General features: G+C 40.7%; 6 protein-coding genes. All 6 read right to left on the bottom strand.

Features of this window, described 5'->3' with window-relative positions:
* Positions 1–276: 276 nt before the first annotated feature.
* Positions 277–843 carry a D-sedoheptulose 7-phosphate isomerase gene (gene gmhA / locus MS2017_RS06515; protein ID WP_122951669.1) on the bottom strand — a complete coding sequence of 189 codons (567 nt, stop codon included), beginning with the start codon at positions 841–843 and terminating at the stop codon, positions 277–279.
* Positions 844–845: 2 nt separating this feature from the next.
* On the bottom strand, positions 846–2,273 hold the full coding sequence (rfaE1, locus tag MS2017_RS06520; protein WP_122951670.1) for a D-glycero-beta-D-manno-heptose-7-phosphate kinase: 1,428 nt from the start codon (positions 2,271–2,273) through the stop codon (positions 846–848).
* Entirely contained in the window at positions 2,270–3,274 is a 1,005-nt protein-coding gene (gene rfaD, locus MS2017_RS06525) for an ADP-glyceromanno-heptose 6-epimerase (RefSeq protein ID WP_122951671.1), read from the bottom strand. The genes rfaE1 and rfaD overlap by 4 nt, the downstream gene beginning before the upstream one ends.
* Positions 3,275–3,438: 164 nt before the next feature.
* Positions 3,439–6,888 (bottom strand): M4 family metallopeptidase, encoded by a 3,450-nt coding sequence (locus tag MS2017_RS06530; RefSeq protein WP_122951672.1) that lies wholly within the window; start codon positions 6,886–6,888, stop codon positions 3,439–3,441.
* The gene (locus tag MS2017_RS06535; RefSeq protein ID WP_122951302.1) at positions 6,888–7,487 is read right to left on the bottom strand and encodes a hypothetical protein; all 600 of its coding nucleotides are present in this window, start codon (positions 7,485–7,487) and stop codon (positions 6,888–6,890) included. The genes MS2017_RS06530 and MS2017_RS06535 overlap by 1 nt, the downstream gene beginning before the upstream one ends.
* A gap of 246 nt (positions 7,488–7,733) precedes the next feature.
* A complete protein-coding gene (locus MS2017_RS06540) occupies positions 7,734–17,882 on the bottom strand; it encodes an integrin alpha (protein ID WP_122951673.1) in 10,149 nt (3,382 codons plus the stop codon).
* Positions 17,883–18,055 lie beyond the last annotated feature (173 nt).

Raw genomic sequence — 18,055 nt, forward strand, 5'->3', positions numbered from 1 at the left:
CTTAAAAATATGTTAACCGAGTCTTTAACAATATCTACCAAAAAGGACTTGCTGTGTGAGGACTATCTCCTCGTTCCGAGTTCTGCTTGAGAATGTATGCACTACCATTCTTTGTTTTTATTTGTTTTTATGCGTTTAAAAGGATGGGTTACAAACCCATCCCTACCCATGGCATGGTGTGTATTATTTGGGAATGTGGGTCTTTTTTAATTTCTCGCTTTGTCTTTTTTTTACAAAAAAAAGTTTGAAAGTTACTGGGGCAATAAGCAACATGCGCTAATCTATAGTTTGCTCAATAAGATGGCAGAGTGTGTGACCAAGTACAATGTGCATTTCTTGGATGCGTGGGGTGTCTTCACTAGGAATGACTAGGTTGATGTTGCATAAGTCGTTCATTTTGCCACCTTGTCTACCGCTAAAGCCGATGAGTTGGCAACCTGAGTTTTTGGCGGCTTGTAGTCCGTTGATAACATTCGTGCTGCTGCCGCCGGTGCTGATGCCGATAGCGATATCGTTTTTATTTGCTAGGGCTTCTACTTGGCGAGAAAAAATAAATTCATAGCCATAGTCATTGCCAATTGAAGTGAGGGCTGAGGTGTCGGTTGTAAGGGCGATGGCGGCTAGGCCTCGGCGTTCAGTTTTGTATCGGCCTACGAGTTCTGCGGCGATGTGTTGTGCGTCAGCGGCACTGCCACCGTTGCCGAATATGAGGATTTTGCCGCCATTGTTAAGGCTGTTTGTGCATAAATTAACTGCCATTTCGAGTTGAGTACTGATGGCGTCCATTGTTGCTTGTGTTGTTTTTAGGTGTGCGTTAAATTCAGATTCAATGACGGATTGCATAATTATTTTCCTTGTTGGATTTTTTCAATGGTTTTGGTGGTGCTTTTACCGTTGACAAATTGCACCAATTTTAATTCCTCTACAATGTCCTGCCCTACTACCTCTTTGCCTGCATAATCTCCGCCTTTAACCAGGATGTGTGGCTGAATGGCTTTGATTAAATGATAAGGTGTGTCTTCATTGAATATCACTACATAATCAACGGCTTCAAGTGCTGCCAATATATAGGCTCTATCGGATTGCGTATTAATGGGGCGGTCTGCGCCTTTTAGGGTGGTTACTGATTGATCGGAATTGAGTCCTAATATTAGCACATCGCCAAAACTTTTTGCGGTTTCTAAATAACGCACATGGCCTGCATGTAGCAAATCAAAACAACCGTTGGTGAAAATAATTTTCTTGCCTTTTGATCTTAATTCAGCACTCAGAATGGTGATTTCATCGTGTGTTTTAATGTGTGCATCGCTGCTTGATTTGTTTAAACTGGATTCATATTCAATGATTTCATTGAGTGTGGCGGTTGCGCTACCGATTTTGCCAACGACAACGCCTGCTGCAAGATTTGCAAACTTGACGGCATCATCAATTCCATAACCACAAGCCAAGGAAAAACCCAGCGAGGCTAATACGGTATCACCTGCCCCTGTCACATCAAACACCTCTCTGGCCTTGGTAGGATGAACACGCAATTCATCATCATAAATTGCCACGCCCTGCTCACTAAGGGTAATAAGTGACACTTTTAAATCATAATCAATTTTCAGTTTTTTTATCACATAAGCAAGGCTTGCGTCATCGTTGATGTTGGTTGCTAAAGATTCGCTGGCTTCTTTTTTATTGGGGGTTAGTAAGTAAGCGCCTTGGTATTTGGAATAATCTAAACCCTTGGGGTCGATTAAGACTTTTTTACCATTTTCATTGGCAATGGTAATTAATGACTGGGTTAGTTCGAAGGTTAGTACGCCTTTTCCATAGTCAGATAGCAAAATGGTATCATAGTTTGCAACTAGGTTTTTAAAGGAGTTTAGCAATTGGGTTTGTGATTCTTGGCTAATTTCATCTGTGCTTTCTCGGTCATATCTAACCACTTGTTGTTGCGAGGCAATGATTCTACTTTTTTTACTGGTAATGCGATTTTTTTGTGTAATCAAGTGATTTGTATTAACTTTAATGTCATTAAGTAAGGCTTTTAATTCATCGCAAATTTCACAATCACCGACCACACTCATTACACCAACTTGTGCACCGAGTGCATGTAAGTTATTGATGACATTCCCCGCTCCGCCCAACACGCTACTTTCTCTTTGCACATTAATCACTTGCACAGGGGCTTCTGGTGAGATTCTGTCGCAAGTTCCCCACAGATAATGGTCAATCATTAAATCGCCAATGACCAAAATTTTGGGCGCTTTTCCTTGTAAATTGATCACGATATGTCAGTGCCGTATAAGCGTTTAATTTCAGGAATATAGGCTTTGATACCTGCTTCTAGGCTAATTTTTGGTTCAAATCCAAGTCCAGTTTTTGAGGTGGAAATGTCTGCTTGTGTGTGCATTTGATAGCCTGCATAAGGATTGGGAATGTAATCGGTGCCTAAATCGGTTTGTAGTTCTTGTTGCAAAATATCAGCAATATCTTGAAAACTTCTAGGGGTACCAGTACCCACATTGTAAGTGCCATTTTGCTGGGGGTGGCAGGCTTTAATATTGGCTTGAATAACATCTTCAATATTAATGAAATCACGCAATATTTGCGCTGAATTTTCAAACAGTTTTGGTGCTTTTCCTGCTAGAATTTGATGCCCCAACTGGATTACCATGGACGAAGTCTTGGCTTTGTAATATTCACGAGGGCCATACACATTAAAAAACTTTAAACCAACAATGGTCATTTCAGGAAAATCATTTGCAAATCGATAAGCAATTTGATCCATCATATATTTGCTAAATCCATAAGGGTTTTCAGGGCTTTCCTGACCCACCGTTTGTGGCGAAGGCAAACTTCCATAAGTCGCTGCTGAACTTGCATACACCATTACTGCACCGTCTTTTTGAGCTTTGTTTAGCAAATCATAAAATGAATTTACATTGGTTTTCATTACTATTTCTTGGTCGTACACCCGTGTATCAGAAATGGCGGCCTGATGAAAAATAAAATCAAATCCATAATCATCAAGCAGTGCTAAATCAGTCTTATTATTAATGTTGCCACACACCACATCACCAGTAAAGCCAATTAAATTCTTATAATGTCCAAAACTTTGTAAATTACCATTGGCAAAAGTTGCCTCACTTCTAAAACAATCAAACACCACCACCTGAGCATTGGGGTAGTTTTCTTGAAAATAGAAGGCCAAATTACTGCCAATAAATCCAGCGCCACCAGTGATCAAGATAGTTTTGTGGTTAAAATCAATATCGTTATAAGTCATAAGGGTTTTTTAAAGTTATTACAATGTCTAAATTTTAACCTACTAACGAGGCCTTTGCACAAATATGAACAATCATCAGCATCCATTTGGCAATGATAAATTTCTTAAAAAATACCCTTATTACTCGGTGGCATTGGCGTTAACAACAAAACTGCTTGTGATTATTATGGTATTGAATTAGGTGCTGGCTTATTTGAATCAAGCACATTAATAGCTTCCCATGCTCGTTTAACTTGCTCTATAACATTCACATCACTGCCAGCGCTGGCAATCATACCTGCTTTGGCATCATGAAAGGTAGTTACTTCAGTCCATTGATTTTTATTGGCATCTAAGGCAATTTTCATCGCATTATCAATGCCTATGCCAGTAACAGTAGTGCCGTTATGAGTACCACCAACTGACAATAAATAAAACATTTTATTAGCAACGGAACTGTTGTAATGCACGCCACATACATCGTTTTCATGACTTGATGGTACTGGGCAATTGATTTCATCTGTTGTGCGCCAGTTTTCGCCCTTGTAGGTGTCTGGATAAGGCACGGTATCGTTAACCCTAGGTCGAATGGCGACGCCACTTCTATTCAAAATTTTATAATTATCCTCTTTTCCATAAGCCACAGCCAATGAAGACGGGTTACTCATTGAGCGATTAGGTGTATTCACTGGGCCCAGCGTCCATATTTTTTCGCCAGTTGAATAATGTTGCTTCACAGAAATACCGAACCAGTCTGAAAATGCTTCATTAAGCGCCCCAGATTGACGCAAATATGCCAATTTAGAAAAACTTCCAGTAATTGAATGCCCCCATTCATGGGCAACAACATCCACAAGATAGGACAAACTTTTCCTGTGACCTCGCTCTGGTTTAGGGGGTGTGAAATAAAGATTACCTCCACTGGAAAAAGCATTAAAGTACGAACCAGGATAACAGTCTGCGCCACAAGAGTCTGAAGACCGAGGATACAAATAGTTGGTAATTGACAATAAATCCCCGTCTGCGTCATTGTAACTATTTGTTTTTAAAATATCTTTTAAATAACGGTAAACTTTAATTGAGTTGGCGTGTGCATCAACCCCTTCTTTATCAAGATATTTTGCTTGTGTGGCAGTATGTTTAATATGCCCTCCTTCATTACCCAACCCAATTGATTTAATGGTTTTGACTTCTACATTAGAGGTGTCTGAGGTGACAATACTCTGCAAGTAATAACTTTGGTTTGACTTTAGAATATCTAAGGTGATATTATTGCCATTTTGCCCTTGGGTAACTATTGTTTTTTTCGTTTCATCAAGTGTTTGAATGGGGGTGACAATCGGATCTTTATAATAGCAAGCTTGTGTGCTTGCAGCTCGAATTCTAACAACGATCATACCCTCGGCTTGTTGTTGCATATTGAAACGAATTACTCTATTTCGATCTACAATGACACGGTTTTTAGCCACCCCATTCTTAAACACTCTCACCATACAACAGTTAACTTTGCCACAAGCAAGTGTTGGTATTTCAAATGTTCGCCTTCCTGTTGAAGGGAAGGTAAAGTTATATTCCCCCTCTTCGGTAGTAATTCCTGTATAACCTGCTGTGCTTCTATCGTTTTCTATTTGAGTGGTTAAAAATTGTTCAGCATTTTCTTTACTCACCAGTATTTTACTTTCACCAAATCTATTAATATACTCTTGGGACAAGTCACCATCGGGCAGATATTGTTCCTTTGTGTTACTTGAAAATCTGGCAACATCAATGCCATTACTTGGATCGCTATCAACATCTAAAGTTTGTAACAATTGCGTGATTTTAACCATTTTTTGATTGCTATTAGCAATATCACTTGGATACAATGTACCAGTGGCTAACGATTTACCCAAATACAAACCACCTAAATAGAATTTAATATGTTCGCCTGTTTTATATTTATAGGTGCCTAATGTATCGGTTATACCAGTATCAGTTGCAGTAACATATTTCAATCCTTTAACTGCACTGCCCTTAAAGTAACCCGTTACTATGCTAGCAACAACTAGAGCGGTTGGTGTACTATCTATGTCTTCTGATGCGCCCATAGAATCCGTAAAAATGGCTCGCACTTTAATGTTTTTGCCAATATAAGCTTGAATTAGGACGAGTTCACTACTACTTTGCCCACTAATAAGATTATCGTCAACATACCATTGATAAGTAATATCACTTGGTACGCCATCAATATCATTAATATGTGCGCTCAGTGTCTCGCCTCGAATAGCATTACCAAGAATACTGATTGTGGCTAGATCATTCACATTGGCAACTGCATTAGATGGTGCACTATACACACTTTCTGATGCCCCCATAGAATCCGTAAAAGTAGCCTGCACTTTAATTGTTTTGCCAACATGATTTTGCGTTAGAGAGAGTGTGCTACTGTTTTGCCCACTAATAGGATCAGTGTCAACATACCATTGATAAGTAATATCACTTGGTACGCCATCAAGGTCGCGAATTTCTGTTTCGAGTGTCTCACCTTGGCTGACATTACCAAGAATGCCAATTGTGGCTACATCATTCACATTGGCAACTAAGCCAGATAGTTCACTATATATATCTTCTGATGCCCCCATAGAATCCGTAAAAGTAGCCCGCACTTTAATTTTTTTACCGACATAATCTTGCGTTAGAAAGAGTGTACTGCCGTTTTTCCAATTAATAAGATCATCGCCAATATACCATCGATAAGCAATATTATTTGGCACGCCATCAAGGTCGTAAACATCTGCACTCAATTTCTCACCTTGAATAGCATTACCAAGAATTCTGATTGTGGCTAAATCATTCACATTGGCAACTAGGCTAGATAGATCGCTATATACATCTTCTGACACACCTGTAGAATCTACGAAGAGGACTCGCACTTTAATTTTTTTACCAACATGGTTTTGAGTTAGGGGGAATGCATTGCCACTTTGTTCACTAACAAGATTAGCGCCAGCATACCATTGATAAGTAATGTCACTTGGTACGCCACCAAGGTCTTCAATCTCGGCTGTTAAAGTCATATTTTCTACAACATAACCATTGATACGAACAGTTGCTGGGGTATTGACAACACCATATTTATTGAGTGTTTGAGCCAAATGCTCTTGAGCCTTATTTTTCGTTACTAAAGTTTTGCTTGAAAAAGTATGGCTATCAATATAATCTTGCGTTAAATCATCATTAGGCAATGTAGTATCAGCACCTTTAAATTGTTTACTCACATCGATGCCATCGTCTAAATTGTTGTTGCTATCCAAGGTTTGTAACAATTGTGCAATCTTAATACTATGTTCATAATCTGTTGCGATATTATGAGGGTAAAGTGCTTCACTTGCTATGGCACTACCCAACACCATATTACCCAAAGAAAAAGTAATCCTCTCTCCTGCTACATATTGGTAACTGCCGAGTTTATCAGTTGTGCCACTTTGTGTTATGGTCGTGTAGTTTAGTCCTTCAACTGCACTGTCTCTAAAATAGCCAGTTTCAACGGGTGCATTATCACCACCACCACTGCCACCACCACAAGCAGATAGCAATAACACACTAAGTAGAGTAAAACACCGAATGCCTTTAAGCTGTAATGGTAAAGTTATCATTAGTATTTAATGTCCTCTATTTTTGATAGAATATTGGGTGGATTGCTATCACTAACACGATAAATAGTTTCTATGCCGTTAACCGATAACCGCACTTGCCAAATAACATAAGGTTGTGTTTGTATAATCATGGGCTTGATGGACAATACTTTGTGTTGTTTTTGGTCAATAAATGCCAATACTTTGTCAGCGGTTAATTGGGTTTTTTCTTGATTAAGGTGTGCGTCAATTTTGCTTTTAAACGAAGGTGATAATAATTGCTGATAACCACTAATGCTACTAACAGCCTCTTGGTCAAAGTGGACAATAATCTGCATTTTCTCCACCTCAATGCCACGGTATGTGGTCTTGAAACGCAAATGCTGATTGCCAAACCTGTCGGTATTGGTTTGTTGAAAAAGTAACGCCCCATCACTGCTAAGATTTAATTGAGCCCTGTGTTCTAGAATGCTTGAACGGGCTTGCTCAAGTGTTGTTGCAGATCCGCCCATGCTGTCTGCACTTAGGATATTGTCAACATCAAGATGAAAAAAACCACCCCAAGCATAGGTACTGCCTAGGTAGCCACATAAAATTAAGGTACGAATCATTGTTGCCATAGTTTAAGATTTGATTAGATTGATTCTAGACATAGCATTATACTTTTGTTAGCCCTTGAAAAGCGTGTAAATAACTTTTTTTTCAGCGGGTTATTAAATTTAATATAGTACCAAGAAAAACAATATACGGCAAATTTCACCCCTTAAAACAACAAAGAGACTTCTGCGTTAAGCATAAATACCAACCAAAATCCAAATTTTATTCAACATCCATATCTAAGGCAAAGATTTCATAAAGAATGGTTGTTAAATCACACCTAAATCTTGATCTATCCATAATTTTGCAGTGATGGCATTGGGATTACTATAAACATCATAAGTAATACCATTCTTTGTTTCTGTAAAGTCCTTAATAAAGGCAATATTGCTCAATTCTATATCCACTTTGTCACCCGAATCACCCACAACTTTAAGAACATTGGTTTCACTGGAAATATCCAGCAAATCATTCAGATTAAGTTTTAAAATGTTGTCACCTGAACCTGTTAAATCAATGATTTCAATGTCTTGTATGCGGCCATTGTCTATTCTAGTAAGGTCTAGGTTAAGATTGGCACCTGCTAATTTCAGGGTATCGGTATTACCGCCACCATTAACACGAGCGAGTAAATTGCTACTGAGTGTATTACTGTAGAGTTTAGCAAGGTTGTCATTATTAATAATAATAGTATCGTTACCTGCGCCTGCATTAAAAACATCGGTGCCACCGTTGCCCGTTAAGATATCGTTGCCCAAGCCAGCAACAAACAACTCATCAGCAGAAGTGCCTGCTAATGTGTCATTTTTATCGCCGTTGGTGTCGCCTTGAAAATCAATTGCATGGCCAATAAAACCTGTGCCCTTGCTAACATTTGACAAATGAACGGCTTTTGTGTCAGTTTTGCCAAACACCACATAAGATTTTCCTGCATTAGCACCACTAGCGGTGTCTGCCCAAAGAGCACCAATAATCAAATCATCTAAGCCATCACTGTTAATATCGCCTGCTGAGGAGACTGAAACGCCACTCTTGTCTCCATCACCCTCACCGTTAATGATAAAGCCACCTGTGCCAAAGCCTACATCTGATAAATTAACGGCACTTGTATCGGTTTTGCCAAACACGACGAAAGATTTGCCAAAGCCAGTGCCACCACTTGCAGCGCCAACAATTAAATCATCTAAGCCATCGCCGTTGACATCGCCCGCTGAAGAGACTGAATGACCACTCCAATCACCAGAACGCCCACCATTGATAACAAAACCGCCTGTGCCATTGGCTATGGTTGATAAATTAATGGCAGTTGTATCGTTCTTCTTGCCAAACACGACGAAAGATCTGCCTGCACAAGCACCAGCAGGAGATCTTGCATTAGAATAACCGATAATCAAATCATCTAAGCCATCGCCATTGACATCGCCTGCTGAGGAGACACAATCTCCTTCTCCATTGATAATAAAGCCACCTGTACCAGCGGCTATGCTTGACAATTCAACGGCAGTCGTGTCATTTGTCCTACCAAATACCACATAAGATTTGCCTGTTAAAACAGTGCCGACAATCAAATCGTCTAAGCCATCGCCATTGACATCGCCTGCTGAGGAGACTGAAAAGCCGCTATAATCCCAAGCATTCTCGCCATTGATAACAAAGCCCTCTGCGCCACCATTTACATCGAATAATTTAATGGCATTTGTGAAAATCGTGCCAAATACCACGAAAGATTTACCTGCACTTTTACTGCCAGCAGGGTCTGCCTTATAAGCACCAATAATAACATCAGCCAAACCATCGCCGTTGACATCGCCTGCTGAGGAGACTGAATAGCCGCTCCAATCCCCAGTCTTATAACCATTAATAACAAGACCGCCCGTGTTATTTATCTCTGATAAATTAACAGCTACTGTATCGGTCTTGCCTAATACCACATAAGTTTTGCCTGCTTTGCTGCCACCAGTAGGGCTTGCTCTATAAGCACCAACAATCAAATCATCTAAGCCATCGCCGTTGAAATCGCCTATTGAGGAGACTGAATAACCACTATGATCATCAACCTTGTCGCCATTAATAACAAAACCACCTGTGCCAGAGGTGATGTCTGATAAGTTAACAGTAGTTGCGTTAGTTTTGCCAAATACCACATAAGATTTACCCGAATGATATCCACCAGGGGTTGCTCTATAAGCGCCAACAATCACATCATCCAAGCCATCGCCGTTAACATCGCCTGCTGAGGAGACGGAAAGACCACTCCAATCATCAGCACCTTCACCATTGATAGTAAAACCTTGTGAAGAAGGAAAAGAAACGGTTAAACCTTGTTTTACCCACAATTTTGCAGTAGGCGCGCCTGTATGAGAATAAACTTTATAAATAACACCATCCATACTTTCATTTGTATTTGATTTTTCAAATCCAGGCGTCTTAAATTCAACTTTGTCACCTACATTACCAGTAACTTTAAGAACATTGGTTTCGCTGGAAATATCCAACAAATCACTAAGGCTAAGTGCCAATGTATTGTCACCTGAGCCTGTTAAATCAATGATTTCAATATCTTGAATACGGCCGTTATCTATATTAGTGAGATCTAGGTCAAGGTTAGTGCCTACCAATTTCAGAATATCGGTACCACCGCCACCATCAACACGGGCAAGTAAATGACTATTCAGTTTGTTACTGTAGAGTTTGTCAAGGTTATCACCATTAATAACAATAATATCGTTACCTGCGCCTGCATTAAAGACATCAGCACCACCGTTGCCTATTAAGATATTATTGCCTGATCCAGCAACAAATAACTCATTGACAGGAGTGCCAATATATTCACCCTTATTTCCTTGGAAATCAATTGCATGGCTAGAAAACCCTTTGCCTTTACTGATTTCTGTTAAGTTAATGGCTTTTGTGTCGGTTTTGCCAAATATGACATAAGATTTACCTGCGTTATTATCAAGGGTGTCTGCCCAATTAGCACCAACAATCAAATCATCTAAACCATCGCCATTCACATCGCCTGCTGAGGAAACTGAGGTGCCACTATAATCCGAAGTATTCTCACCATTGATAATAAAACCACCTGTGCCAGACGCAATATCTGATAAATTGACAACAGTGGTATTCATCTTGCCAAACACGACATAAGATTTACCTATGTCAATAGCACCAAGGGCATTCGCCTTATTAGCACCAATAATCACATCCTCTAAGCCATCGCCATTCACATCGCCTGCTGAGGAGACTGAGTAACCACTATTGTCATAAACATTCTCGCCATTGATAACAAAGCCACCTGTGCCAGAGGCTATGTTTGATAAATTAACAGCAGTGGTGTTAGTTTTACCAAACACCACATAAGACTTACCTACATTGACACCAGCAGTAGAGTTCGCTTGATAAGCACCAACAATCAAATCATCTAAACCATCGCCGTTGACATCGCCTGCTGAGGAGACTGAACAACCACTATAATCCTCAGCATTCTCGCCATTGATAACAAAGCCACCTGTGCCAGAGGCTATGTTTGATAAATCAACAGCAGCGGTGTCATTCTTCCTGCCAAACACGACAAAAGATTTGCCTACTTGACCGCCGACAGTAGAATCTGACTTTTCAGCACCAACAATCAAATCATCAAGACCATCGCCGTTGACATCACCTGCTGAGGAGACTGAGTAACCACTCCAATCCCCAGCCTTCTCGCCATTGATAACAAAACCATTAATACCAGCAGCTATATTTGATAAATGAATGGAACTTCTATTAGTCTTGCCAAACACGACGAAAGATTTACCCACTTCACTACCAGCCTTATAAGCACCAATAATCACATCATCTAAGCCATCGCCGTTGACATCACCTGCTGAAGAAACTGAGTAACCACTCCAATCCCCAATTTTGTCACCGTTAATAGTATAGCCACCTATGCCAAGGTTTATGTTTGATAAATTAATGGCAGTGGTATCATTCTTCTTGCCAAATACGACGAAAGATTTGCCTGCTTCATTGCCACTAATAGACTGTGCCTTATAAGCACCAATAATCACATCATCCAAACCATCGCCATTCACATCGCCCGCTGAGGAAACCGAATAGCCACTATTGTCATGAGCCTTCTCGCCATTGATAACAAAGCCACCTATGCCCAATGCTATGTTTGATAAATTAATGGCAGTGGGGTCAACCTTACCAAATACCACATAAGATTTACCTGCATTAGTGCCGCCAGTAGGGTCTGCCCAATTAGCACCAACAATCAAATCATCTAAACCATCACCATTCACATCGCCTGCTGAGGAGACTGAGCGACCACTGATATCTGAAATATTTTCGCCTTTGATAACAAAGCCTTGTGCAACAAAAGTAGAAACAATTAAATTTTGTTCTACCCACAATCTTGCAGTAGGTGCATCTGCATGAGAATAAACTTCATAAGTAACACCGTCAACCGTTTCATCGGCACCTAGTTTTGTAAATCCAATTGCCTCAACATTGCCACCTGAATTACCAATAACTTTAAGCGTATTGGTTTCACTGGAGATGTCCAGTAAATCCTTAAGATTAAGTCTTAGAACATTACTATTTGATCTTAAATCAATGATTTCAATATCTTGTATGCGACCATTGTCTATTTTAACAAGATTTAAAAAGAGATTGTCGCCCTCTAATTTCAAAGTGTCGGTGTTGCCACCACCATTAACACGGGCCAATAAATGACTACTAAATTTGTTACTATAAAGTTTAGCAAGGTTATCGCCATTAATGACAATGGTGTCATTGCCTGCACCTGCATTAAAAACATCGGTACCACCGTTACCTATTAAAGTATCGTTGCCCAAACCAGCAACAAACAATTCATTAACAGCGGTACCTACGAGTGTGTCATTTTTATTGGCATTAATGTCACCTTGAAAATCAATTATATGCCCAATGAAACCTATGCTCTTACTAACATCTAACAAGTTAACAGCTTTTGTATTGGTTTTACCAAACACCACGAAAGATTTACCTGTTTTATTGTCTGCCGCATAAGCGCCAATAATCAAATCATCAAGGCCATCGCCGTTCACATCGCCTGCTGAGGAAACTGAGTAACCACTAAAATCCCCAGCATTTTCGCCATTGATAACAAAACCACCCGTGCCAGAAGCTATGTCTGATAAATTAATAGCAGTTGTATCACCCCTCTTACCAAACACGACGAAAGATTTGCCTGCTTTATTGCCACCAGCGGGGCTTGCCTTATAAGCACCAACAATCAAATCATCTAAGCCATCGCCATTCACATCACCTGCTGAGGAAACTGAATAACCACCAAAATCTCCAGCATTTTCGCCATTGATAACAAAACCACCCGTGCCAAAGGCTATATTTGATAAATTAATGGCAGTTGTGTCGTTCTTCTTGCCAAATACCACGAAAGATTTACTGGTATTATTGCTATTAATGTGAGCACTAACAATCAAATCACCCAAACCATCGCCATTCACATCGCCTGCTGAGGCAATTGAGGTGCCACTTTGATCCAAAGCATGCTCGCCATTAATAACAAAACCACCCGTACCAGAGACTATGTCTGATAAATTAATGGCAGTTGTGTCACTCTTCCTACCAAATACCACATAAGATTTTCCCTCATTATCAGCACTGTCGGTAACGCTTGCCCGATAAGCGCTAACAATCAAATCATCTAAACCATCGCCATTCACATCGCCTGCTGAGGAAACTGAGGAGCCGCTATAATCATTAGCATTCTCACCATTAATAACAAAACCACCCACGCCAGAGGCTATATTTGATAAATTAATGGCAGCTGTGTCATTCTTTTTGCCAAACACAACGAAAGATCTACCTACTCTATCAACACCATTGAGATCTGCATGATGAGCGCCAATAATCAAATCATCCAAGCCGTCGCCGTTCACATCACCCACTGAGGAAACTGATCGTCCACTCTGATCATCAGCATTCTCGCCATTAATAACAAAGCCACCCGTGCCAGATGTTATGTTGGATAAATGAATGGCAGCGGTGTCATTATTTTTACCAAATACAACAAAAGTTTTACCTGCACCCATAACATTAGCAGGGTCTGACAAATAAGAACCAACAATCAAATCATCTAAGCCGTCACCATTGATATCACCTGCTGAGGAGACTGAAAAACCGCTATTATCATAAATATTCTCACCATTGATAACAAAACCACCCGTGCCAAATACTATCTCTGATAAATTAACAGTAGTTGTATTAACATTCTTACCAAATACCACATAAGATTTACCTGCATCAGCGCCACCAGCAGGGTCTGCCTTGCAAGCACCAACAATCAAATCATCCAAACCATCACCATTCACATCGCCTGCTGAGGAGACTGAATAACCACTTTGATCTCCAGTATTTGCACCATTGATAACAAAGCCTTGTGCGACAGAAATAGAAACCAATAAATTTTGTTCTACCCACAACTTTGCAGTAGGTGCATCTGCATGGAAATAAACTTTATAAGTAATGCCATTCACTGCTTTACTGGTATTTGATTTTTCTAATCCAATCACTTCAACACTGGCACCTGAATTGCCAATAACTTTAAGCACATTGGTTTCACTAGAAATATCTAACAAGTCCTTGAGACCAAGTCTCAAGGTGTTACTGCTTGATCCTAAATTAATAATTTCTATATCTTGGATGCGACCATTGTCTATGTCAATAAGGTCTAAAAACAAATTGCTGCCCTCTAATTTCAGAGTATCTGTGCCACCGCCACCATCAACACGAGCCAATAAATGACTGCTAAGTTTGTTACTATAAAGTTTAGCAAGATTGTCACCATTAATAATAATGGTGTCATCACCTGCACCTGCATTAAAAACATCGGCGCCGCCATTACCCCTTAAAATATTGTTACTTAAACCAGCAACAAACAACTCATCGGCAGAGGTGCCTGTATATTCGCTCTGATTTCCTTGAAAATCAATTGCATGGCCAGCAGAACCTATGCCATTACTAACATCTGATAATTTAACGGCTGCCGTATTAGTTTTGCCAAACACCACATAAGATTTGCCTGCTACGCTATTTGCCTTAGGAGCACCAACAATCAAATCGTCTAAGCCATCGCCATTCACATCGCCTGCTGAGGAGACTGAAAAGCCGCTACGATCACTATTCTCGCCGTCAATAATAAAACCGCCCATGCCAAGCGTTATATCTGATAAATCAATGGCAGCGTTATCAGCCTTACCAAACACCACATAAGTTCTACCCACATTAAGCATATTATTAAGATTTACCCCATAAGCGCCGATAATCAAATCGCTCAGTCCATCCCCATTGACATCGCCTGCTAAGGAGATTGAGTGACTACTAAAATCCCAAGCATTCTCGCCGTTGACAACAAAGCCACCTATACCAGCTATTATGCTTGATAAATTGACAGCGTTTGTATCCTTTTTACCAAACACGACGAAAGTTTTACCTGTATTTTCTTGATCAGAGTCTGCTGCATAAGCACCAACAATTAAATCACTTAAACCATCGCCATTCACATCGCCTGCTGAGGAGACTGAGTACCCGCTATAATCCTCAGCACTCTCACCCTTAATAACAAAGCCACCTATGCCAGTTGCTACGCTTGATAAATTGACAGCGTCGGTGTTATCCTTTTTGCCAAATACCACATAAGAGCTACCTGCCTTAATACCATCAGCGGAGTCCACCCCAAACGCACCAACAATCAAATCATCAAAGCCATCGCCATTCACATCGCCTGCTGTGGAGACCGAGTACCCACTATAATCCGAATCATTCTCGCCATTGATAACAAAACCACCCGTACCCGCTTCTACTTCTGATAAATCAACAGCAGATGTGTTGGTATTTTTACCAAAAACCACATAAGATTTGCCAGCAGCAGTGTCCGCTCCCCAAGCGCCAATAATCAAATCATCCAAGCCATCGCCATTCACATCGCCTGCTGAGGAAAGCGAGTAACCACTTAAATCCCCAACCCCCACGCCACTAATAGCAAAGCCACCTACGCCAGAGGCTATGTCTGATAAATTAACAGCAGTTGTGTCATTCCCCTTGCCAAACACCACGGAAGTTTTGCCTGCAAAAAATTTACTAGTAGATTTCGCCATATGAGCACTAACAATCAAATCATCAAAGCCATCGCCATTCACATCGCCTGCTGAGGAAACTGCGCGTCCACTCCAATCATTCTCATTCTCACCATTGATAACAAAACCTCCTATGCCAGAGGCTATGTCTGATAAATTAATGGCAGTTGCATTGGTCTTGCCAAACACGACGAAAGATTTACCTGCTTTATCGCCAGAAGTGGGATCTGCCCAAAAAGCACCAATAATCAAATCATCCAAGCCATCGCCATTCACATCGCCTGCTGAGGAAACTGAAGAGCCACTTTGATCTCCAGCCTTCTCCCCATTCATAACAAAACCTTGCGCAACAACAGTCACCACACTACGACTATTAAAAGCCTGAGGTACCCCAATAGTAAAAGGATTTTCAAGATTGATTACAATGTTTTTGTTACTGGCATTGCCAGCGGCATCTGTGGCGGTGATGGTAATGTGGTGTGTTGCGGTGGTGCCTTCGCTTACTGTAGGTTGCTTGGCATTGTATTTAATTTCGCCACTGTTTTTATCAATGTTGAATTTATCTGCATCTGCACCGCTTAATTTGTAAGTAACGGCATTGGCATCAGTGGTAACTGCGATGTAAATAACAGTTGCCTCAAGGTTTTCGTTTTGCGGGATATCTATTGTGGATGCATTGCTAGTATCAAATACTGGGGCGCTGCTGTCATAGATGTAATTGTGACTGGCGATACCGCCGTCTATATCGTCTTTAATCTCTGAGGGGGTGGCGGTTGTGGTGGTGAGTGTTTTTGTAATGGCGAATTGAACGGAACTGTTGGTGTCTGCTGTTAGGGTTTGGCGCCAAGCAATTGTTTTGTTGTCGTTGCTCCAGATGATATCTGTATTGGTGGTGCTAATGTCTGTCCAAGTTTCGCCGTTATCGATGGAGCCCCAGAGTTTTTTGCCTGTGGATAGTGCGTTGTCTAAGGTGGCGCTAATTGTTAGAGTGCTGTCGTTGGTGATAAAACTAACAACGCCTGTATTGTTGCTAATAGTGATGTTTGAAATGGGGATTATTAGATTGTTAAAATGAGTAACGGTGTTGGTGGCTAGTTTGACAAAACTTGTGGCTTCTTGGTTGGCGCTAACGGCTTTGTTGTATGCTTCTTGAGCGGTGGCAAGGGCTTGTTTTTGTGCGTTTGTAGCGGTGGTGCTGGCTGTTGTTACTGCGTCTTTAGCAATTTTTAATGCTGCTGCTGCGCTGCCAGCATGGGTTTCGTCGATATCGGCGGTGGTGATGGCTTTGTTTGCTTGTGCTTGTGCTTGAACGGCAATGGCGCCAGTTGCGAGTGCTGTGGAGGTGGCTTTGTTTAAAGCGCCGTTGTTGGCGATGACATCGGCTATTTGCTCGATTACTTTTTCGAATGTGTTGGTGGCGGTGGTGTTTCTCATGCCGGAGAGTGCGGCGGCTACTTGTCCTGCTTGTTTGGCGAGTGTGTTGCTTTCATCACCTGAGCTGTTAATGGTGTCAACATTGGTGTCAATTGCGCTACCTGATAGGCCAAATGCTGCGTTGACTTCTTCGTTGCATTTGTTGATATCTGTTTCGTTTAAGGTGATGGCTGTGGTGGTTTTATCTACGCCGAGGATTTTGGCGGCGATGGAGGAGCGGACAGTGATGTTAATGGTGTTTGCGCCTGAGTTGAGATAGGCGACAGCGAATAAATCGCTGTCTAGTGCTTCGGTGCCGTTGAGTTCGTCTTGGTGGGAGATGCCAGTTTTTGTTAGTTTGATGTAGACAGCGCCAGTGTAGTTGGCGTTGGTGCCGGTTAAGGTGATTGTGATTTGGCCGTTGTCGTCAAGGGTGGTTGTGCTTATTAATGTGCCTGAACCATCAGCTTTGTATACTTTAACTGAGTTTACATTGCCATTTATATACTTACCTGCTGAGAAAATGCCTGTAATGGTGGTAGCGATATTGTCAGTGGTAGCTTCAATCGCAGGTGCTGCATTGTTGTTAATCGTTAACATGTCAACTTTAGAAGAGCCTTGATCGATACTTGCATCTATGGTGGAGCCAATAAATTGCTTGTCATTAAAATAATGAGCAACTTGCCCTAAGTTATCGTCAGTTTTTTCGGCAATTGAGTATGGGTCTTTAGAATTAAAATCTTTGGTATTTGGCAAGTGAGTTGTATCTGCTTGCTCTTGAGCCTGTTGTGTATTTTTGACTGCAAAGTCTATTTCTTTATGGTTTTTTTTTACAGTTGCTTGCACTGTCATTTGTGATGCTTTTAATTGTGTTGTTTTCATGGTTTTTATTCCTAATATTGATAAATGATAATTTATTTCTAATCGGAGGTTCTTACATCAAGTGTGAATAGCCACTAAGGATTCACTTTCAACTTACTTGGTAATTTTTTCTAAACCTTAACTTGGTTTTGCCATGAAAAGGCTTAAGAAAATTATTAAATTGACAAGGATTG

It is taken from the genome of Bathymodiolus thermophilus thioautotrophic gill symbiont (assembly GCF_003711265.1).
Classification (GTDB): Bacteria; Pseudomonadota; Gammaproteobacteria; order PS1; family Pseudothioglobaceae; genus Thiodubiliella.

Bases quoted from the DNA above. Each gene is read 5' to 3' on its own strand.
- gmhA (WP_122951669.1), bottom strand. From the start codon at position 843: ATGCAATCCGTCATTGAATCTGAATTTAACGCACACCTAAAAACAACA.
- rfaD (WP_122951671.1), bottom strand. From the start codon at position 3,274: ATGACTTATAACGATATTGATTTTAACCACAAAACTATCTTGATCACT.
- MS2017_RS06530 (WP_122951672.1), bottom strand. From the start codon at position 6,888: ATGATAACTTTACCATTACAGCTTAAAGGCATTCGGTGTTTTACTCTA.
- MS2017_RS06535 (WP_122951302.1), bottom strand. From the start codon at position 7,487: ATGGCAACAATGATTCGTACCTTAATTTTATGTGGCTACCTAGGCAGT.
- MS2017_RS06540 (WP_122951673.1), bottom strand. From the start codon at position 17,882: ATGAAAACAACACAATTAAAAGCATCACAAATGACAGTGCAAGCAACT.